The sequence below is a fragment of the Kineococcus aurantiacus genome, assembly GCF_013409345.1.
GTDB classification, from domain to species: Bacteria; Actinomycetota; Actinomycetes; order Actinomycetales; family Kineococcaceae; genus Kineococcus; species Kineococcus aurantiacus.
Map to the genome: position 1 here is coordinate 3,384,589 of NZ_JACCBB010000001.1, position 19,711 is coordinate 3,404,299.

General features: G+C 74.1%; 18 protein-coding genes. 17 read left to right on the forward strand and 1 reads right to left on the reverse strand.

Features of this window, described 5'->3' with window-relative positions; genetic code table 11:
* Positions 1-125: 125 nt before the first annotated feature.
* The 17 genes from BJ968_RS16360 (at position 126) to BJ968_RS26820 (ending at position 18,683) form a co-directional block, all read left to right on the forward strand.
* Entirely contained in the window at positions 126-1,160 is a 1,035-nt protein-coding gene (locus tag BJ968_RS16360) for a Gfo/Idh/MocA family protein (protein ID WP_179753612.1), read from the forward strand.
* Positions 1,157-2,341 (forward strand): Gfo/Idh/MocA family oxidoreductase, encoded by a 1,185-nt coding sequence (locus BJ968_RS16365; protein WP_179753614.1) that lies wholly within the window; start codon positions 1,157-1,159, stop codon positions 2,339-2,341. The genes BJ968_RS16360 and BJ968_RS16365 overlap by 4 nt, the downstream gene beginning before the upstream one ends.
* 90 nt (positions 2,342-2,431) lie before the next feature.
* The gene (locus BJ968_RS16370; RefSeq protein WP_179753616.1) at positions 2,432-3,397 is read left to right on the forward strand and encodes an ABC transporter permease subunit; all 966 of its coding nucleotides are present in this window, start codon (positions 2,432-2,434) and stop codon (positions 3,395-3,397) included.
* Positions 3,390-4,292 carry an ABC transporter permease subunit gene (locus BJ968_RS24865; protein ID WP_179753618.1) on the forward strand — a complete coding sequence of 301 codons (903 nt, stop codon included), beginning with the start codon at positions 3,390-3,392 and terminating at the stop codon, positions 4,290-4,292. Before BJ968_RS16370 ends, BJ968_RS24865 begins: the two co-directional genes overlap by 8 nt.
* 50 nt (positions 4,293-4,342) lie before the next feature.
* The gene (locus BJ968_RS16380; protein ID WP_179753620.1) at positions 4,343-5,698 is read left to right on the forward strand and encodes an ABC transporter substrate-binding protein; all 1,356 of its coding nucleotides are present in this window, start codon (positions 4,343-4,345) and stop codon (positions 5,696-5,698) included.
* A gap of 182 nt (positions 5,699-5,880) precedes the next feature.
* Positions 5,881-7,029 (forward strand): glutathione-independent formaldehyde dehydrogenase, encoded by a 1,149-nt coding sequence (locus tag BJ968_RS16385; RefSeq protein WP_179753622.1) that lies wholly within the window; start codon positions 5,881-5,883, stop codon positions 7,027-7,029.
* A 1-nt stretch (position 7,030) separates the two neighbouring features.
* Positions 7,031-7,594, forward strand: a complete 564-nt coding sequence (locus tag BJ968_RS16390; protein WP_179753624.1) for a DJ-1/PfpI/YhbO family deglycase/protease — start codon at positions 7,031-7,033, stop codon at positions 7,592-7,594.
* Complete coding sequence (locus BJ968_RS16395) at positions 7,591-8,082, forward strand: hypothetical protein (protein ID WP_179753626.1); 492 nt, start codon at positions 7,591-7,593, stop codon at positions 8,080-8,082. Before BJ968_RS16390 ends, BJ968_RS16395 begins: the two co-directional genes overlap by 4 nt.
* A complete protein-coding gene (locus BJ968_RS16400; protein ID WP_179753628.1) occupies positions 8,079-9,254 on the forward strand; it encodes an alcohol dehydrogenase catalytic domain-containing protein in 1,176 nt (391 codons plus the stop codon). Before BJ968_RS16395 ends, BJ968_RS16400 begins: the two co-directional genes overlap by 4 nt.
* Positions 9,255-9,294: 40 nt before the next feature.
* Complete coding sequence (locus BJ968_RS16405; protein WP_218885111.1) at positions 9,295-9,972, forward strand: DUF1345 domain-containing protein; 678 nt, start codon at positions 9,295-9,297, stop codon at positions 9,970-9,972.
* 667 nt (positions 9,973-10,639) lie between these two features.
* On the forward strand, positions 10,640-11,284 hold the full coding sequence (locus tag BJ968_RS26815; RefSeq protein WP_218885112.1) for a LuxR C-terminal-related transcriptional regulator: 645 nt from the start codon (positions 10,640-10,642) through the stop codon (positions 11,282-11,284).
* Between the two features lie 94 nt (positions 11,285-11,378).
* Entirely contained in the window at positions 11,379-13,520 is a 2,142-nt protein-coding gene (locus BJ968_RS16415) for a SpoIIE family protein phosphatase (RefSeq protein ID WP_179753630.1), read from the forward strand.
* Positions 13,521-13,570: 50 nt separating this feature from the next.
* On the forward strand, positions 13,571-13,999 hold the full coding sequence (locus BJ968_RS16420) for an ATP-binding protein (protein WP_179753632.1): 429 nt from the start codon (positions 13,571-13,573) through the stop codon (positions 13,997-13,999).
* A gap of 103 nt (positions 14,000-14,102) precedes the next feature.
* The gene (locus BJ968_RS16425) at positions 14,103-15,407 is read left to right on the forward strand and encodes an ABC transporter substrate-binding protein (RefSeq protein WP_179753634.1); all 1,305 of its coding nucleotides are present in this window, start codon (positions 14,103-14,105) and stop codon (positions 15,405-15,407) included.
* 2 nt (positions 15,408-15,409) lie between these two features.
* Positions 15,410-16,273: an ABC transporter permease subunit gene (locus BJ968_RS16430; protein WP_218885113.1), complete on the forward strand. Its 864-nt coding sequence runs from the start codon at positions 15,410-15,412 to the stop codon at positions 16,271-16,273.
* The gene (locus BJ968_RS16435; RefSeq protein WP_218885114.1) at positions 16,270-17,148 is read left to right on the forward strand and encodes an ABC transporter permease subunit; all 879 of its coding nucleotides are present in this window, start codon (positions 16,270-16,272) and stop codon (positions 17,146-17,148) included. Before BJ968_RS16430 ends, BJ968_RS16435 begins: the two co-directional genes overlap by 4 nt.
* Before the next feature lie 68 nt (positions 17,149-17,216).
* Positions 17,217-18,683, forward strand: a complete 1,467-nt coding sequence (locus tag BJ968_RS26820) for a diguanylate cyclase domain-containing protein (RefSeq protein ID WP_179753636.1) — start codon at positions 17,217-17,219, stop codon at positions 18,681-18,683.
* Between the two features lie 13 nt (positions 18,684-18,696).
* On the opposite strand, the gene BJ968_RS16445 is transcribed toward BJ968_RS26820, so the two are convergent.
* On the reverse strand, positions 18,697-19,710 hold the full coding sequence (locus BJ968_RS16445) for a polysaccharide deacetylase family protein (protein ID WP_179753638.1): 1,014 nt from the start codon (positions 19,708-19,710) through the stop codon (positions 18,697-18,699).
* Position 19,711 lies beyond the last annotated feature (1 nt).

The window sequence follows — 19,711 nt, forward strand, 5'->3', positions numbered from 1 at the left end:
GACACTCCGAGTGATCGATAACTACAGTACCGGCAGTCAACGAAGATTATCGATCACTTTCTGAGTGGTCCGCACCGCTTCCAACGAGGGGAACAACGGTGGGAACGTCTCCTGGACAACGACCCGTGCGCTTCGCGGCGGTCGGTCTCGACCACGCCCACGCGTTCGGCCAGATCGCCGGCCTGCTCGGCCAGGGGTGCGAACTGGTCGGCCTGGCCACGGACGACCGCGACGCCGCGGTGGCCCGGGCCGTCGCGCAGCGGTGGCCGGACGTCCCCTGGTCCGACGACCCCGACGAGCTGCTCACCGACCCCTCGGTCGACCTCGTCGTCACGGCCGCCGTCCCGGACCGGCGCGGACCCATCGCGGTCCGCGCCCTGCGCCACGGCAAGGACGTCGTCGCCGACAAACCCGGCTGCGTCAGCCTGGAGCAGCTGGAGGAGGTCGAGAAGGCCGTCGCCGAGTCCGGCCGCTTCTGGTCGGTCACGTTCTCCGAGCGCTTCGAGGTCCGCAGCGCCGTCAAGGCCGGCGAACTCGTCCAGGCCGGCCGCATCGGCCGCGTCGTGCAGACCATCGGCCTGGGCCCGCACCGCGAGGGGGACCGCGCCCACCTGGCCGGCGGCGAGGGACGCCCCGACTGGTTCTACGACCGCGACCGCACCGGCGGCATCCTCACCGACATCGCCAGCCACCAGATCGACCAGTTCCTCTTCTACACCGGGTCCACGACGGCCGACGTCGTCTCCAGCTCGGTCGCGAACTACACCCACCCCGAGTCCCCGCGCATGCAGGACTTCGGGGACCTGACGCTGATGTCCGACCGCGCGCACGGGTACGTCCGGGTGGACTGGTACACCCCGCGCGGGCTGCCCACCTGGGGCGACGGGCGCACGACGATCCTCGGCACCGAGGGTTTCATCGAACTGCGCAAGTACGTCGACCTCGCCGGCCGCGAGGGCGGCGACCACCTGTTCGTCGTCGACCAGGAGACCACCGAGCACGTCGACTGCTCCGACGTGGAGCTGCCGTACTACCCGGCGCTCGTCCACGACGTGCGCCACCGCACCCAGACCGCCTGCCCGCAGAGCCACACCTTCGAGGTGATGCGGCTGGCGATCACCGCCCAGCAGAACGCCACGATGAGAGGTTCCGCCGCGTGAGCACCTCCACCAGCACCTCCGGTACCGGACAGGAACTGCGGGTCGGCGTCGTCGGCTGCGGGGGCATCGCCCGCTCCCACGGCCGCGCCTACGCCGCCAACCCCCGGGCGCGGATCGTCGCCGCCCTCGACGTCGACCCCGCCGCGGCGAAGGGCTTCGCCGAGGAGTTCGACACGACCGCCTGCGACAGCCTCGCCGACCTCGCCGCGCGCGACGTCCAGCTCGCCTCGGTCTGCACGCCCCCGGGAACCCATACCGCCACCACCGTGGCGCTGCTCGAGCTCGGCATCTCGGTGCTGCTGGAGAAGCCCCCGGCGATCACCCTGGCCGAGCTGGACCTCATCGCCGAGGCGGAGGCCGCCAGCGCGGGGTCGGTGCACGTGGTGTTCCAGCACCGGCACGGCTCGGGGGCCAAGCGCGCCCACCGGCTGCTGGCCGAGGGCGCCCTGGGCGCCCCGCAGTTCGCCGTGTGCGAGACCCTCTGGTACCGCCCGGAGAGCTACTTCGCCCCGCAGTGGCGCGGGAACTGGGCCGGGGAGGGCGGCGGGCCGACCCTCGGGCACGCCATCCACCAGATCGACCTCCTGCTGCACCTGCTGGGCGACTGGGCGACCGTGGACGCCAAGGCGGCCCGCATCGCCCGCCCCGTCGAGTTCGAGGACGTCGCCAGCGCCTCGGTGGCCCTGGAGAACGGTGCCCTCGCCTCGGTCGTGACGAGCCTGCTCTCGCCGCGCGAGGTGAGCCGCCTGCGCGTCGACACCACCGGCGGGACGCTGGAGGTGAACCACCTGTACGGCTACTCCGACGCCGACTGGTCCTGGTTCCCGCTGCCGGACGCCCGCACGCTGGCCGCCAACGGCGTGGACCCGGGTGTGGCCCGGGACGCGGCGGGGGAGGGGGCGGGGACCGACGTGTGGCGGGCCTCGGCCGGGACCGACCTGCCCTCCAGCCACACCGCCCAGATCGACGAGCTCGTCGACGACGTCCTCGCCGGCCGGCCGCACGCCACGACCCTGGCCAGCACGCGCCCGACGATGGAACTGGTCACCGGTCTGTACGCCTCGGCGATCGAGGGCACGACCGTCGCCCGCCGGGACCTCACCCCCGGCAGCGCCTTCTACGGCCGCCTCGACGGCGGGACTCCCGCCGAACGGGTCTCGGCCCGCTTCACCCTCAGGTAGCCGGTCCCGCACAGCAACACCCCCGAGTCGACGACGAAACGGAGAGGTGGATCCGATGATCGACCCGCAGCACGACGGGAGGTCGCGGCGGTGAGCGCCATCAGCGAGCTCTCCAGCATCCGCACCGGCCGCTCGGGCCGGCCGCGGACGCCGGAGGAGAAGGCGGCCCGCCGCCGGGAGAACGGGCGCGACAACAAGGCCGCGTACCTGTTCCTGGCCCCCTGGTTCATCGGCCTCGTGGTCATCACGATCGGCCCGATGCTGGCCAGCCTGTACCTGTCGTTCACGAAGTACAGCCTGCTGCAGCCGCCGGAGTGGATCGGCGTCCAGAACTACCTGGACATGCTGGGCGACGCGCGGCTGCACCACTCCCTGAAGGTCACGTTCACGTACGTGGTCGTCGGCGTCCCGCTGCAGCTGGCCTTCGCGCTGGCCGTGGCGATGGTGCTGGACCGCGGGATGCGCGGTCTGCCGCTGTACCGGTCGATCTTCTACCTGCCCTCCATGCTGGGCGGCTCGGTGGCCATCGCGCTGCTGTGGCGGCAGATCTTCGGGACGCAGGGGCTGGTGAACCAGCTCCTGGGCGCGGTCGGCGTGGAGTCGACGACCGGCTGGGTGTCGGACCCGGAGTACGCGCTGTGGACGATCATCGTGCTGCACGTCTGGACCTTCGGTTCCCCCATGGTGATCTTCCTGGCCGGGCTGCGGCAGATCCCGGCGATGTACCACGAGGCCGCCGCCGTCGACGGGGCGACCCGCTGGACCCGGTTCACCCGCATCACCCTCCCGCTGCTGTCGCCCATCATCTTCTTCAACCTGGTGCTGCAGCTCATCAACGCCTTCCAGTCCTTCACGCAGGCCTTCGTGGTCTCCGGGGGGACCGGCGGGCCGGCGGACTCGACGATGTTCTACTCGCTGTACCTGTACCAGAAGGGTTTCGGGCAGTTCGAGATGGGTTACGCGGCCGCGATGGCGTGGCTGCTCGTGCTCATCGTCGGCGTCCTGACGGCCGTCAACTTCCTCCTGTCGAAGTACTGGGTGTTCTACGATGACTGATCTCCGGGAAAGCGCCCCCGCCACCTCCGCACGCACGTCCGTGAAACCTTCCACGGGCTCCCCGGCCGCCGCGGCCGGCCGGTCGGTGCTCAAGCACGCCGTGCTCATCGCGGTGAGCATCGTCATGGTCTACCCGCTGCTGTGGCTGCTGGTGTCCTCGTTCCGGCCCACCGAGGTCATCTTCCGCACCCCCGGGCTGTGGATCAACGACCTGGTGACGTCCAACTACACCGGCGGCTGGACGGCGCTGGCGCAGCCGTTCGGGCACTACATCGTCAACTCCGCGATCGTCGTCGTCGGCGCCGTGGCCGGCAACCTGTTCGCCTGCTCCCTGGCGGCGTACGCCTTCGCGCGGTGCCGCTTCCGCGGCCGGAATCTGTGGTTCGCCGTCATGCTCATCACGGTGATGGTCCCCATCCACGTCGTGCTGGTGCCGCAGTACATCCTGTTCAACAACCTCGGCTGGGTGAACACGTTCGTCCCGCTGATCCTGCCGAAGTTTCTGGCGACGGACTCGTTCTTCATCTTCCTCATGGTGCAGTTCATCCGCGGCATCCCGCGCGAGCTGGACGAGGCCGCGCGCATCGACGGCTGCGGGCACGGCCGCATCTTCCTGCGGGTGATGCTGCCGCTCATGGGCCCGGCCCTGGCCACCACGGCGATCTTCACGTTCATCTGGACCTGGTCGGACTTCTTCACCCCGCTGATCTACCTGACCGACCCGAACTCCTACACGGTCCCCGTCGCGCTCAAGAGCTTCCTCGACGCGACCAGCGGCAGCAACTGGGGGGCGATGTTCGCGATGTCCATCGTCACGCTCGTCCCCCTGTTCCTGGTCTTCCTCTTCGGTCAGCGCTTCCTCGTCAAGGGAATCGCCACGACCGGCGGCAAGTGACCGCACCCCAGCCCACCCACCGCGCACCCTCGACGAGAACGGCCTCTGACATGGACGCTGACACGACCACCGCGCACCTGCCCACCACCTCCACCCCCGCCCGCCGGGGCCCGTCCCGGCGGCAGGCCGTGGCGGCCCTGGCCGCGACCGGCGGCGTCGCCGCCCTCGCGGCCTGCGCCCCGGGCAGCTCCGGCGGCTCGTCGGCCTCCGGCGCCGGCGGCACCCTGCGGGTGTCCACCTGGGGGAACGACTCGCGCCTGAAGCTGACGCAGCAGGCGGCCGCCGAGTTCGAGAAGGCCAACCCCGGCATCAAGGTCACCGTCGAGAACTCCGAGTGGACCAACTACTGGGACAAGCTCGCGACCAGCACCGCGGCCAACGACTCGCCCGACGTCATCCAGATGGACGAGGCCTACATCGCCGCCTACGGCAGCCGCGGCGCCCTGCTCGACCTCGGCACGGTCTCCAGCCAGCTCGACCTGTCCGAGATGGACGCGAAGATGCTGGACACGGGCGAGGTGGACGGCACGCTCGTGGGGGCGCCCATCGGCGTCGGCAACTTCTCCGTCGGCGTCAACCCCGCGGTCCTGGAGCAGGCCGGCATCGCGATGCCCGACGACACGACGTGGACGTGGGAGGAGTTCGCCGACACCGCCGCCCAGGTCTCCGCCAAGCTCGGCGCCCAGGGCATCGTCGGCTTCGACGGCTTCGGGACGGGGACCGCCGAGGTCGGGGCGTGGGTGCGCCAGTTCGAGCAGGAGATCTTCCCGAAGGACGGGCAGGACGCCGCCGACGAGGCCACGGTGACGAGCTACTTCGAGTACGCGAACCAGCTCATGACCTCCGGGGCGACGCCGCCGGCCTCGGTCCAGAGCGAGAACAGCACGGCCGCGCTGGACGCGTCGCTGTTCGCGACGAACAAGGCGGCGTTCCACCTGCAGTTCCACACCCAGATCTCGGCCTTCGCCGCCGCCAGCGGCACCGAGCTGAAGCTGCTGCGGTTGCCGGCCCAGAAGTCCGGCGAGTCCCCGCGCATGGTGAACAAGGCCTCCATGTACTGGTCGATCTCGGCGCGCACGAAGCAGAGCGAGAACGCGGCGAAGTTCGTCGACTTCATGCTCACCGACCCGGCCGCCACCAAGATCCTCACCACCGAGCGCGGCATCCCCGCGATCCCGTCGGTGCAGGCGGACATCGAGCCGGTGCTGACGCCCCAGTCGAAGATCGCCCTCGCCTTCTCCCAGGCGATCGCCTCCGAGGTCGTCGACCCGCCCCAGGTGACGCCCGCCGGGGCCTCGGCCTGGAACACCGAGTTCACCACGATCGGCACCGAGCAGCTGTTCGGGCGGACGAAGCCGGCCGACGCGGCGAAGAGCGCCCTGACCACCGCGCAGGGCATGGTCTGACGGTCCCCCCCACCGGCCGCCCCGCCGCACCCCCCGAGGTGCGGCGGGGCGGTCGGGCGCCACCCCCGCCCGCCAGCGGCCCCGGAGATCGGCAGATCTGCCACTACCGGCCCGCCCGGGACCCCGCTGCAATGAGCGGGAGCCCGCGGGACCGAGCGGGAGGCGACGGCAGGGGAGACGACATGAAGGCAGTGGTCTACGAGGGCCCGCGGCAGGTCAGCGTCAAGGACGTCCCGGACGCCCGCATCGAGCGACCCACCGACGTCGTGGTGCGGATCACCTCGACGAACATCTGCGGCTCGGACCTGCACATGTACGAGGGCCGCACCGACTTCGAGCCGGGTCGCTGGTTCGGTCACGAGAACATGGGCCAGGTCGTCGAGGTCGGCGACGGCGTGGACAAGGTGCGCGTCGGCGACTGGGTCGTCCTGCCGTTCAACATCGCCTGCGGGCACTGCAAGAACTGCGAGCGCCAGCTCACCAACTACTGCCTGACCGCGCAGCCGGAACCGAGCATGGCCGGCGCCGCGTACGGCTTCGCCGACATGGGCCCCTACGCCGGCGGGCAGGCCGAGTTCCTGCGCGTGCCCTGGGGGGACTTCAACTGCCTGCGGCTGGGCGAGGACGCCGAGCAGCGCCAGACCGACTACGTGATGCTCGCCGACATCTTCCCGACCGGCTACCACGCCACCGAGCTCGCCGGGGTGGAGCCCGGGGACCAGACCGTCATCTACGGCGCCGGCCCGGTCGGGCTCATGGCCGCCCTGTCGGCGACCATCCGCGGGGCCGGGAAGGTGATGATCGTCGACCGGCAGCCGGACCGGCTGCGGCTGGCCGAGTCGATCGGCGCCATCGCCATCGACGACTCGAAGGTCGACCCGGTGCAGGCCGTCCTGGAGGAGACCCTGGGGCTGGGCGCGGACAACGGCTGCGAGTGCGTCGGCTACCAGGCCCACGAGCCCGACGGGCAGGAGCGGGCCAACCTGACGATGAACCGGCTGGTCGCCTCGGTGCGCTTCACGGGGGCGATCGGCACCGTCGGCGTCTTCGTGCCCCAGGACCCCGGTGCGGCCGACGAGCTGGCCAAGCAGGGCAAGCTCGCCTTCGACTACGGGATGTCCTGGTTCAAGGGCCAGCACCTCGGCACCGGCCAGGCGCCGGTGAAGAAGTACAACCGGCAGCTGCGCGACCTCATCGCGGGGGGCAAGGCCGAACCGTCGTTCATCGTGAGCCACGAGCTGCCCCTCGACCAGGCGCCGGAGGCCTACGAGAAGTTCGACGCCCGCGAGGACGGCTGGACGAAGGTCGTCCTGCACCCGGCGGGGGCCTGACGTGGCCGGCGCGCTGGACGGGCGCCGGGTCGCGATCCTCGCGGCGGACGGCGTGGAGCGGGTCGAGCTGGAGCAGCCGCGGCAGGCGCTGGACGACGCCGGTGCGCGCACCGTCGTCGTCTCGATCAGCAGCGGCGAGATCCAGGCGCGCGACCACGACCTGGAGGCGGCGGGCACCTTCGCGGTCGACGAGACGGTCGATCGGGTGTCGGTGGACGACTTCGAGGCGCTGCTCCTGCCGGGCGGGACGGTGAACCCGGACAAGCTGCGGATGGAGCCCACCGCGGTGCGGTTCGTCCGGGACTTCGTGCAGTCGGGCAAGCCGGTCGCCTCGATCTGCCACGGCCCGTGGAACTTCGTCGAGGCCGACGTCGCTCGCGGCCGCCGGCTGACCTCGTGGCCCAGCGTGCGCACCGACCTGCGCAACGCCGGCGCGGAGGTGGTCGACGAGGAGGTCGTGACCGACGGCAACATCACCACGAGCCGGTCACCGGACGACCTGCCCGCGTTCTGCGCGCGCATCGTGCGGGAGTTCGCCGGGACCGGGACGGGAGCGGGCTCGTGACCTCGAACCAGCACGGCACGGCGTCCCTGGCCGCCCGCGCGGGCGGCGCGGTCGTCCACGGGATCCGCTCGGTGCTCGACCACGCCGGGTCCGGTCCCGGGTCGGGCGCCCCGGCGTCCGGGTGGCTCGCCGTCACCGTCCTGGGGGAACCCTCGGACGTGGACGCCGCGCCGCTGCCCGCGCCGCTGGCCGAGTACGGCGACCGCATCGAGGTCCGCACCCGGCAGGCCCCGGGCGGCAAGGGGACCGAACTGGCCGCCCGGCTCCGCGACCGGTCCTCCGGGGGTTCCGGGAGCACCGCGCGCCACCTGAGCGGCAGCGACCCGCAGGCCGACCTGCGGTCCGCGCTGCGCCGGGCCAAGCAGCTCCTGGAGGTCGGTGAGGTGCTGGCGGTGGACCCCGCGCCGCACGGTGAGCGGACGGCGACCCCGGGAGGCCTCCTCCTGGAGGCCTGGACCCGCGTGGCCCCGAAGGGAGGTGTGCGGTGAAGGCGGTGACCTGGCGGGGGATCAACGAGATCGGCGTGGAGGACGTCCCCGAACCCCGGATCCTCAACGGCGGCGACATCGTCCTGGAGGTGGGGCTGAGCGCCACCTGCGGTTCGGACCTGCACCTCGTGGGCGGTTACGTCCCCGCCATGCGGGCCGGTGACGTGCTCGGGCACGAGTTCATGGGCACGGTCGCCGAGGTCGGCCCGGACGTGACCAAGCACCGCGTCGGCGACCGCGTGGTGGTCGTCTCCTTCATCAGCTGCGGGAAGTGCTGGTACTGCCTGCAGGGGCTGTACTCCCTGTGCGACAACGGCAACCCCAACCCCGGGATCACCGAGGCGCTGTGGGGTCAGGCCATCGGCGGCTGCTTCGGGTACTCCCACGCCCTCGGCGGCTGGGCCGGCAGCCACGCGCGCTACGTCCGCGTCCCGTACGCCGACCAGGGGGCCTTCACCGTCCCCGACGACGTCTCCGACGAGCGGGCCCTGTTCGCCTCCGACGCAGCCCCCACCGGCTGGACGGGAGCGCACCAGGCCGGGGTGCGGCCGGGGGACGTGGTCGCGGTGTGGGGCGCCGGCGGGGTGGGCCAGATGGCCGCCCGCGCGGCGATGCTCATGGGTGCCGAGCGGGTCGTCGTCGTCGACCGGTACGCCAACCGGCTCGAGCAGGTCCGCACGCACGTCGGGGCCGAGACCCTCGACTACGAGCAGGTCGACGTCGCGGCGGAACTGCGCGAGGCGACCGGCGGCCGCGGACCGGACGTCTGCATCGAGGCCGTCGGCATGGAGGCGCACACCCCCGGCGCCCAGCACGTCTACGACCAGGTCAAGCAGCAGCTGCGGTTGCAGACCGACCGGCTCGCCGCGGTGCGGGACGCCGTCCACGCCTGCCGCAAGGGCGGCACCGTGTTCACCCTCGGCGTCTTCGGCGGGCTCGTGGACAAGTTCCCCCTGGGGGCGGTGATGAACAAGGGGCTGACCCTGCGCGGCGCCCAGCAGCACGGGCACCGCTACGTCCCGGAGATCCTCGAGCGCATGAGCCGCGGGGAGGTGCGCACCGAGCACCTCGCCACCCACGTCATGTCCCTGGACGACGGGCCGGAGGGCTACCGGATGTTCAAGGAGAAGGAGGACGGGTGCGTGCGAGCCGTGTTCCGACCGGGCGCCTGAGGCCCGCGCCGGGACCCGCGGCAGCGGGGGAGGAGGGGCCGTGACGGGCCCGGGGCGGGCGACCGGGGGGCGCGGCCGGTTGCTGTCGGCGCGCCGGGCGCTCACCAGCCTGGCCGTCGGCGTGGTCGCGGGGGTGGTGGTCGGCCTCCTGGTCACCCCGCGGCTGCTGCCGCTGGTCGGCTGGACCGTCACCGTCGCCGTCCTGCTCACCTGGGTCTGGCGCAGGAGCTGGCCGCAGGACGCCGAGGGGACCGACCGGCTGGCGGACGAGGAGAGGTCGACCCGGTCGACGGACGTGTGGCGGATCTCGGCGGCCGTCGCGAGCCTGGCCGTGGTGGTGGTGGCGCTGGTGCAGTCGAGCGGCGGGCAGGACCCCGTCGCCGTCGCCTCCGTCCTGCTGAGCGTGGTCAGCGTCGCGCTGTCGTGGGCGCTGGTGAACACCGTCTACGCCTTCAAGTACGCACGCCTGTACTACCTCGACGAGCCCGGCACGGGAGGTCCGGCGAAGGGTTTCGACTTCAAGCAGGACGACGAGCCGAGGTACAGCGACTTCGCGTACCTGGCCTTCACCATCGGGATGTCCTACTCCGTCTCCGAGACCGAACCCACGGCCACCCGGACCCGCAGGGTCGCCCTGGGCCACGCCCTGCTGTCGTACGCCTTCGGCACGGGGGTCCTCGCGGTGGCGATCAACCTGGTGACGAACCTCGGGCAGTGACCGGTCGGCGCGGCGGGAGGGTCTCGACGCGCGGGCCCGCCCGCGCAGGCGCACACTGTGGCCTGCGCCGGGTCGTGGCGGCCCCCTCGGGCTCGCCGGCCGAGCGGCGCGCCTCCAACCACGGGGCGGACACCAGCAGCGTCCCCCGCGCCGTGCCGCGGTCCCCGTCCGACGCCCGCCGTGCCCCGGCGGTCGCCACCGGGACCGCGGCGGCACCAGGGGACGTGCTGCCCGTCGGTCGCCCGACGACCGGCGCGCCCCGAACCGGAGGTCCAGTGACCGGGAACCCCACGGCGGCTCTGGCGGTGCTGGCCGAGTCGTCCGGACCGCCGTCCGAGCGGGCGGGCGCGATGCTCGCCCACCTGCGGCGCGCGGTGCCCTTCGACGCCGCGTGGCTCGCGCTCACCGACCCGCTCGACGGCACCTACACCTCCTTGACCAGCGTCGACCTGGACGACCGGGTCGTCGGCTACCTCGAGGGACCGGCGATGGCGCGCGACATCGAGGCCACCGGGACCGACCGCGCCCGCCCGCCGCTGAGCCCCTCCGAGCTGCCGTACCCCGCCGAGGACCTGTCGACCTGGGGGGAGTGCCTCCTCCCGGCCGGCATCCACGAGGCCCTCGCCGTCGCCCTCTTCGGCCCCGGTGCCCGCCACGTCGGCTTCCTGTGCCTGCTGTCGGGCGACAGGACACCCCCGGCGCGGCGGCCCGCGAGCACCTGGCGGCAGCCGCCCCCGTCCTGGCCCACGGCGTGGACCCGGTGCGCTCCCTCCTCACCGTCGCCCGCCTGGTCCGGGGCGCCAGCGCCGGGGCGGTCCTGCGCGAGGACGGGCGGACCGAACCGGTGCTCGGCCTGGGCGAGGACCGGCTGCTCGCGCCCGGTTCCCCGGTCCTGGTCGCGGCGCGCTCGCGCCTGGGCGCGGGGCAGGTGTGCTCGTCCTTCCTGTGGCCCGCGGGAGGGCGGCGCACCCCCGGCGGCCACGTGCGCGTCACGGTCCTCACCGCCCCCGACGAGGCGCCGACGGCGCGCGCGGTGGTGCTGCTGTCCCCGCCGCCCGAGCTGCACGGGCTGACGCCCCGGGAGCTGGAGGTGCTCGGGCTCGTGGTGGACGGCTGCTCGAACCCCGAGATCGCCCGCACGCTGACCGTGACGCCCCGGACGGTCGCCGCGCACGTCGAGCACGTGCTCGTGAAGCTCGGCGCCCCGACCCGGACGCTCGCCGCGGTGCGCGCCGAGCGGGAGGGGCTGTACGTCCCCCCGCTGGCCCTCACCCCGACCGGTCCGCGGGCCGGGTCCGCGGCGCCCGCGTAGGCCGGCCGGGCAGGACATAGGCTGGCGGCGGTGTCGAGTCCAGGCCCCCCGCGCGCCGCCCTGCCCGCGGGGACCCCGGCTCCCGGAGGCGGACGTGACGGAACACGCGGCGGCCACGGACGTGGCCGCCATCACGGGCGACGCCCCCGCCGCGGTCCTGCTCGTCCACCTGCCCTCGCGCGCCGTGGTGCACGTCAACCCCGTCGCCCGCCAGCTCGCCCCGGACGCGGTGCTGCCCATGACCGTCGACGCCTGGTCGGACGCGGCGCAGCTGCGCGACCTCGACGGTGCGGAGCTGTCCGAGACCGAGCACCCCCTCTCGAAGGTCGCCCGCTCCGAACCCGTCGTGGGGCAGGCCGTCTCGGCCGCCGCCGGCAGCGACCTCGGCGGCCAGCGCGAACCCCTGTGGGTCGTCGCCCTGCCCATGGCCGGCGCACCCCTGCTCGACGACCACGCCCTCGTCGTGTTCCTGCCCCTGCGCGACACCCGCGCCGCGCGGGCCGCCATGGACGCCGCCACCGAGCAGGCCGCCCTGCGCGACCGCGCCGTCCTGGCCACCGGCCTGTCCTTCACCGTCGCCGACGCCCGCACCGACGACTTCCCCCTCGTGTGGGTGAACCCCGCCTTCACCGCCACCACCGGCTACGCGTTCGAGGAGGCCGTCGGCCGCAACTGCCGCTTCCTGCAGGGACCCGGCACCGACCCCGCGGCCCCCGAGCGGATGCGCGCGGCCCTGGAGTCCGGGCAGGGCACCACGGTGACGGTGCTGAACTACCGCAAGGACGGCCTGGCCTTCTGGAACCAGGTCGCCCTCAGCCCGATCTTCGGCCCCGACGGCGAGCTGACCCACTTCGTCGCCATCCAGACCGACGTCAGCGGCCGGGTCGCGGCCGACCGGGCCCGCGACGACGCCCTCGCCGCCGAGCGCGCCGCCCGCCGCGACGCCGAGGAGGCCCACCGGCAGGCCGAGGAGCACCGCGCGCGCCTGGACCTGCTGGCCGAGGCGACGCACCGGCTCTCGGGGACCCTCGACAGCGCCGAGTGCCGCCGCCGGCTGCTGGAGCTCGTCGTCCCCGGCCTGGCCGACTGGGCCGTGGTCCTCAGCCCCGACGGCCAGGGGCAGATCGCCGACGCCGCCGCCGTCCACCGCGACCCCGCCCTCGCGCCGCGCGTCGCGGAGTACGTCGCGGCCGTGCGGCGCACCGCGCTGCGCGGGCCGCTGCACGAGCTGCTGCTGGGCGACCGCCCCGCGCGGCGCATCACCGGCTACGGGAGCCGGGCCGTGCAGGCCGAACGGCGGCGCTGGACCGGCGACGAGGGGGTCCTCGCGCTGTCCGACGCCCTGGGCGTCGACTCGCTGCTCGTCGTGCCGCTGCCCGGCCGCCGCCGCCAGGGCGACGACGTCATGGTGCTCGTGCGCGCGCCCGGGTCCCTCGAGCACACCGACGACGACCTGCGCATCGCCGTCGACCTCGGCCGCCGCGCCGGCCTGCTCCTGGACAACGCCCGGCTGTACGAGCAGCAGCACCTCATCGCCACGGCGCTGCAGCGCAGCCTGCTGCCGGACCTGCCCGAGGTGCCCGGCCTGACCGTGGCCGCCCGCTACCACGCCGGCCAGGCCGGCAGCGACGTCGGCGGCGACTTCTACGAGCTCATCGACGTCCCCGGCGACGGCACCGCCCTGGCCATCGGCGACGTCGCCGGCCACGACGTGTACGCCGCCGCCGCGATGGGCCACCTCAAGGGGCTGCTGCGGGCCTGCGCGTGGGACCGGACGCTCGACACCCCCGCCGCGGTGCTGCACCGCGTCGACGAGCTCACCGCCGCCCTCGGCATGACCACCATGGCGACCGTCACGTACGCCCAGCTGACCCGCGACGGGTCCGGCACGTGGTCCCTGGAGCACTCCACGGCCGGGCACCCGCCGCTGCTGGTCCGCCACCCCGACGGGGCCGTGGAGTTCCTGCCCGGCACGGGCGGCATCCCCCTGGGGGTGGACCCCGTGCTGCCCCGGGAGTCCCTCACGCACCGGCTGCCCGCCGGGTCCATCGTCCTGGGCTACACCGACGGCCTCGTCGAACGCCGCGGCGAGGTGCTCTCCGAGGGCCTGGACCGGCTCGCGCGCACCGCCGCTGCCGCCCCGCACGACGTGCACGCCCTGTGCGACGCGCTGCTGGCCGAGCTGGGCGACAGCCACGACGACATCGCGCTGCTGGCCGTCCAGCTCGGCGCGTGAGCCCGCTCCCGGTCGCGCCGGGGCCCGTTCCGGGAGACGGTTCCACCACCATGTGTTCCCAGACCCCCGCCGCCGCGCTCGACCTGGTCATGGACGCCACGGCCAGCCGGCGTGCGCGCAGGTTCCTCGATGAGCACTGGTGCACCGTCCACGCCGCCTCCGCCCGCCCCCAGGCCGACCTCGTCGTCACCGAGCTCGTCAGCAACGCCGTCCGGCACGGGGCGCCGCCGGCCACCCTGACCCTGGACTGCGCCGGGGCCGCCGGGGTGACCGTCGGCGTCAGCGACGCCGACCCCCACGCCCCCACCCTGCGGCACGTGACCCCCGACGCCCTCGGCGGCCGCGGCATCGCGCTCGTCGACGTCCTCAGCGAGGACTGGGGCGTCGACCCGCACCCGGGGGGCAAGACGGTGTGGAGCCGGATCCTCGGCGACGTCCCCGGCGACGTCCCCGGCGGCGAGGAGCTCCCGGCGCGCTGAAGGCCGCCGCCGCGGTTACGTTGGGTCCACCTTCCCGGAGGCGCTCGTCCCGCTCGCGAACCAGCAGGTGCAGACACCGCCTGCTCGGACACCGGAGTACCGCATGGCCAACCCCCACCTCCCCACCCGGCGCCGGCTCCTCACCGCCGGTGCCGCCGCGGCCGCGACCGGCGCGCTGAGCGCCTGCGGCGGCTTCTCCACCGGAGGCCCGGACGACTCGCAGTCGTCCGACGACGGCTCCCTGACGATGATCACCTGGGCCTCCGACACCGAGGCCCCCGCCTTCCAGGCGCTCGCGGACGCGTTCCGCGAGCAGACCGGGACGAGGGTGGAGCTGCAGGTCGTCCCGTACTCGGAGGTCCTCACGGCCGTCGACACCGGGCTGCGCACCGACAGCCCGCCGGACCTGTTCCGGGTCAGCTACACCGACGTCGCGGCGTACCGGGCCCAGGGCGTCCTGGCCGACCTGCCCGACGCGGCGGACCTCGAACCGGCGTTCCTGCCCGCGTTCTGGTCGGCCGTCACCGACGACGACGGCACCTTCGGCGTGCCCCACCACACCGACACCTCGATGGTCGTGCTGAACACCGCGGCCGTCGCCTCCGCGGGCCTGGGACCGCTGCCGGCGACCGTGGCCGACGCGTGGACCTGGGAGGAGTTCGCCGACGCCCTGGGGCGCATCCGGCCCAGCCGCGCCGACAGCTACGCGTTCGCCGCGAACTGGCAGAACGCCGGCGCCTACCGCTGGCTGAACTTCGTCGACCAGGCCGGCGGCCGGCTGCTGTCGCAGGACCTGACGTCCGTCGCCACCGACGACCCCGGGGCGCTGGCGGCCGTGACGTTCACGCGCGACCTGTTCCGCCGCCAGCTCACCCCGCAGAACGCCTCCGCGCGCGGGCAGGCGGCCAGCGACCTGTTCCTCAACCAGACGGTCGCCACCGCCTTCGCCGGTGACTTCCTCCTGGCCGAGCTCGACGGCGGCGGTTTCGAGTACACCGCGACGTTCCTGCCGCGCGACGTCAACGCCTCCGCGGACCTGGGCGGCAACGCCCTCGTCGCGGTCGAGGCGAGCGCGAGGAAGGAGCAGGCGCTGGAGTTCATCTCGTTCTGCGCGCAGGCCGAGCAGATGGGCGCCTTCTGCGCCGCCGCGACGGTCCTGCCCACCCGCCGGGACGTCGACCCCGCCTCGCTGCGGTACGCCGTGCGGCCCGACCTGATGCCCCTGTACGTCGAGCAGGCCACCGCGATCCGCGAACCCCTCGTGCAGCAGGTCGTCGTGCCGAGCTTCAGCGCGGTCAACGCGCAGCTGCGCGACCGGCTCGACGAGGTGTTCCTCGGCGACGACGACGACGCGACGGCGCTGCGGCGCCTCACCGACGGCGTCGCGTCGGTGCTGACGACCCCGTGAGGGTGCGGCGGTGGGCCACGTCGTACGCGATGCTGGCCCCGGCGCTGCTGCTGTTCGGCGTGTTCGTGCTGTACCCGCTCGTCGGGGCCGTGCGGATCTCGCTGACGGACTCCACGGGCATCGGCCGCGCGCGGTTCGTGGGGCTCGCCAACTACACCGCCATGGCCTCCGACCCCACCTTCTGGCGGGCGGCGGGGAACACGGTGCTGCTGGCGGCCGTGTCGGTGCCCGTCAGCCTGGTCCTGGGGCTGGGCGTCGCGCTGCTGCTGCGCGACCGGATCCCCGGCGGCGGGCTCTTCCGGGCCGTGTTCCTCGCGCCGTACGTGATCTCCGGGGTCGTCGTGGCGATGGCCGGCCGCTGGGTCTTCGACCAGAACGTCGGCATCGTCGACCGCGTGCTCGCCGCGGTCGGCGCCCCGCAGCCGGACTGGCAGTCCGACGGCACCGCGGCCGCCGTCTCCGTCGTGCTGGTGCTGCTGTGGGCCAGGACGGGACTGGCGGTGGTCCTGTACCTGTCGGCGCTGCAGGGCGTCGACGGCGACGTCCTGGAGGCCGCCGAGCTCGACGGGGCCTCGCCCTGGCAGCGGCTGCGCGACGTCGTGTGGCCGCTGCTGCGGCCCACGACGTTCTTCCTCACGGTGATGCTCGTCATCGAGACGTTCCAGGTCTTCGACATCGTCTGGGTCATGACCAAGGGCGGACCGGCCGGGGCCACCGAGCTCCTCGTCACCTACGCCTACAACCAGGGGTTCGCGGCCCGCCGGGAGGGCTACGGGTCGGCCATCGGCGTCGTCGTCTTCGTGGTGGTGCTGGCCGCGACCGCCCTGTGGTGGCGGGCCCAGCGCGCCAGCGAGGACGAGCTGTGAGCCGGGTCGAGAGCGCGGTGCGCCCGCGCGACGGCCTCGCCGTGCAGCACGGCCGCCGGGCGCGCGCCGGGTCCCGGCGCGGCCGGGTCGCCGTGCTCGTCGCGCTGAGCCTGGTCTGGCTGTTCCCGCTGTACTGGATGCTCGTCACCGCGGTGTCCCCGCGCGACGACCTGGCCTCCGGCCGCGTCGGGGTCCTGCCGACGTCGCTGGACCCGGGCGGCTTCTCCCGGGCCCTCACGCAGTTCCCGGTGCTGCAGTGGGCGCAGAACTCCCTGGCCATCGCGGTCGTCGCGGTGGCCATCACGGTCGTCGTGGACGTCACGGCGGGCTACGTCCTGGCCAAGCACCGGTTCCCGGGGCGCTCGGTCGTCTTCCTGCTCATCGTCGCCACCCTCATGATCCCCGTGCAGGTGCTGCTCGTCCCGCAGTTCGACCTCGTCAACTCCCTGGGCTGGGTCAACTCGTACTGGGCGGTCATCGTCCCGCGCTCGGCGGAGGCGTTCGGGGTGTTCCTGGCCCGGCAGTACTTCCTGTCGCTGCCCGACGAGCTCCTCGAGGCCGCCCAGCTCGACGGTGCCGGGCAGCTGCGGACCCTGTGGTCGGTCGTGCTGCCGCTGTCTCGGCCGCTCGTCGCGGTGCTGCTCGTCATGACCTTCACGTACCGCTGGAACGAGTTCGCCTGGCCGCTGGTCGCGCTGCGCGACCCCGACCTCTACACCCTGCCGGTGGGGCTGTCGTTCCTGCAGAGCCAGTACACGACGGACTACCCGGCGCTCATGGCCGGGGCGCTCGTGTCGATCCTGCCGGTCCTGGTGCTCTTCGGCCTCGCCCAGCGCCAGTTCGTCGCCGGGATCGCCCGCAGCGGCCTGAAGTGAGCCCCGGACGTCGACCGTCCGGGTGAACGGGGCGACAGTCCGGGCCCGGACGTGGCGATGACAGCGGAGTGAGCACCTCCCTGTCCGGCGTCCGCGTCCACGTGGTCGTCGGCGTCCTGCTGTCCGTGCTGTGCGTGTGCCTGCCGGTGGGGCCGGGGCGCGACGGCCTGTACACGCTCATCAGCTTCGGCTGCGTGGCCCTCACGGCCTTCGGCGTGCGCCGGAACCGGCCCCGCGCGGCCGGCGGGTGGCGCTTCATCACGGCCGGCATCGCCGCGTGGGCCTGCGCCGACCTGCTGTGGGCGGTCTACACGTGGGTCCTGGACACCTCGCCGTTCCCCTCGCCGGCCGACGCCCTGTACCTGACCAGCTACGTCCTCATCGCCTGCGGGTTCTGGCGCTTCGTCCGCGCGCGGCGGGGGCAGGGCGACCCCGAGGGGGTCATCGACTCGCTGATCTTCACGGTGGGCTTCGTCCTCGTCAGCTGGGTGCTGCTCATGCGCCCGGGGCTGGAGGCGGCGGGGGAGTCGACCGCGGCGCGCCTGCTGGCGGCGGCCTACCCGCTGGGCGACGTGCTGCTGCTGGCCTTCCTGGTGCGCCTGCTGACCACCAGCGGGGGACGCACCGCGGCGTTCCGCTGGCTGGTCGTCGCCAACGCGCTGCTGCTGGTCGCCGACTGCGCCTACCAGTACTCGCAGATGTCGGAGTGGTACTCCGGCGGCCTCATCACGCTGCCGTGGCTGCTGGGGTACGTCTCCTTCGCCGCGGCCGCCCTGCACCCGTCGATGCGGGGGCTGACGGACGACGCGGTCCGGGCGCCGCACGCGCGCTTCACGCGCGGGCGGCTGGTCGCGCTCACGCTGGCCGGCCTGGTGGCCCCCGGGACCCTCCTGGTCCAGCTGGCGCTGGGCTCGCGGCTGGAGGCCTGGGCGGTGGCGCTGTCGTCGGTGGTCCTGTTCGTGCTGGTGATCCTGCGGATGTCGGGGCTGCTGCGCCGGCTGGACCAGCAGACGTCGCGCCTGGCCGAGATCGCCCGCACCGACGCGCTGACGGGCCTGCCGAACCGCCGCACCGGCGACGCCGAGCTGGCCCGGGACGTGGCGCGGGCGCGGGAGGAGGGGCTGCCGCTGTGCGTGGCGGTGCTCGACCTCGACCGCTTCAAGCTGTTCAACGACACCTACGGCCACCAGGCCGGTGACCAGCTGCTGGTGCAGGCCGCCGCGGCCTGGCGCGCGCGCCTGGAGCACGACGGGGTCGGCGGCGGCGCGGGCCGGTCGGTGATGCTCGGCCGGTGGGGCGGGGAGGAGTTCCTGCTGATCCTGCTCGGGTACGACCTCGCCGCGGCGGCCGCGGTGCTGGAGCCGCTGCGCGGGGTCACCCCGGCGGGGCAGACGTTCTCGGCCGGGGTCGCGCAGTGGGACGGGACCGAGAGCACCGCGGAGGTCTTCGCCCGGGCCGACGCCGCGCTGTACGCGGCGAAGGAGGGCGGGCGCGACGCGGTCGTGCGGGCCCCGCACCCGGCCGCGGTGGGCTGACCCGCCCGACGCCTCAGCCGACCCGGCGCAGGACCGTGTTCGACGTCCACAGCCGCACCCCGGCGGCCACGACGGCGCGGTCGGCGGGGTGCGCGGGGTCGTGGTCGGTGCCGCCCAGCCACGCCCACGCGGCCGGGACGCGGCCGATGACCTCGGTGAGCCGGCGCAGGGGCCCGGTGACCTCGGCCTCGACCGCGGCGGCCCCGCGCACCCCGGCCGCCGCGGCGTGCGTGGCGGTGTGCCCGCACACCTCGTGGCGCGCCGACAGGGCCGCCAGCTCGTCCCACGTCATGGCCAGCGGCCCCTCGGGCTCGTCCAGCACGCCGTACCCGTGCGCGCGGGCGAACTCCCGCTGCCGGCCGGCGGGGACGTCGAGGAAGTCCGTGGGCGGGTAGAACCAGCCGACGAGGCCCACCTCCTCCAGCGCGGGCAGCGCGACGTGGACGGCGCTGGCGAACCCGTCGTAGAAGGCGGGGACGACCCCGGGCCGGGACGCGTCGGGCCAGCGGCCGGTGTCGAGGAAGGCGTGGACGTCGGCGGCGGTGACGGGGGCGAAGCGCTCGGCGTACCAGGCCAGGTCGGCGCGGAACGCGTCGGCGCGCGAGGCCGGGGTGTCGTGGTGGTTCACCACGCGCAGCAGCCGCCCGCCGACGAAGGCGTCGTGCACGGCGGCCGTCGCGGCGTCGCGCTCGGCGCGCGGGGCGACGGGGGTCCCGGGGGGCCGCCACGCCGCGAGCCGGGCCGGGACCCGGTCGGGGACCGGGGCGGGATCGCGGCGCAGGTCCAGGTCGCCGAGGGCGGCCAGCACGTCCTGGACGCCGACGTCGGGGTCGGCGGCGGTCAGGACCTCCCACGCCGCGCGCACCCGCGCGGCGAGCAGCGCCCCCGCCCGGTCCCGGGCCGGGGCAGCGGCGGGAGCCGGTTCCAGGGCGAGGTAGGTCGCGACCCCGGCGCGTTCCTCGTCCTCGGCGGCGACGGCCGCGGCGGCGCGAAGGAACGTCTCGCGGTCGGTGGGGGAGGGCGCCACG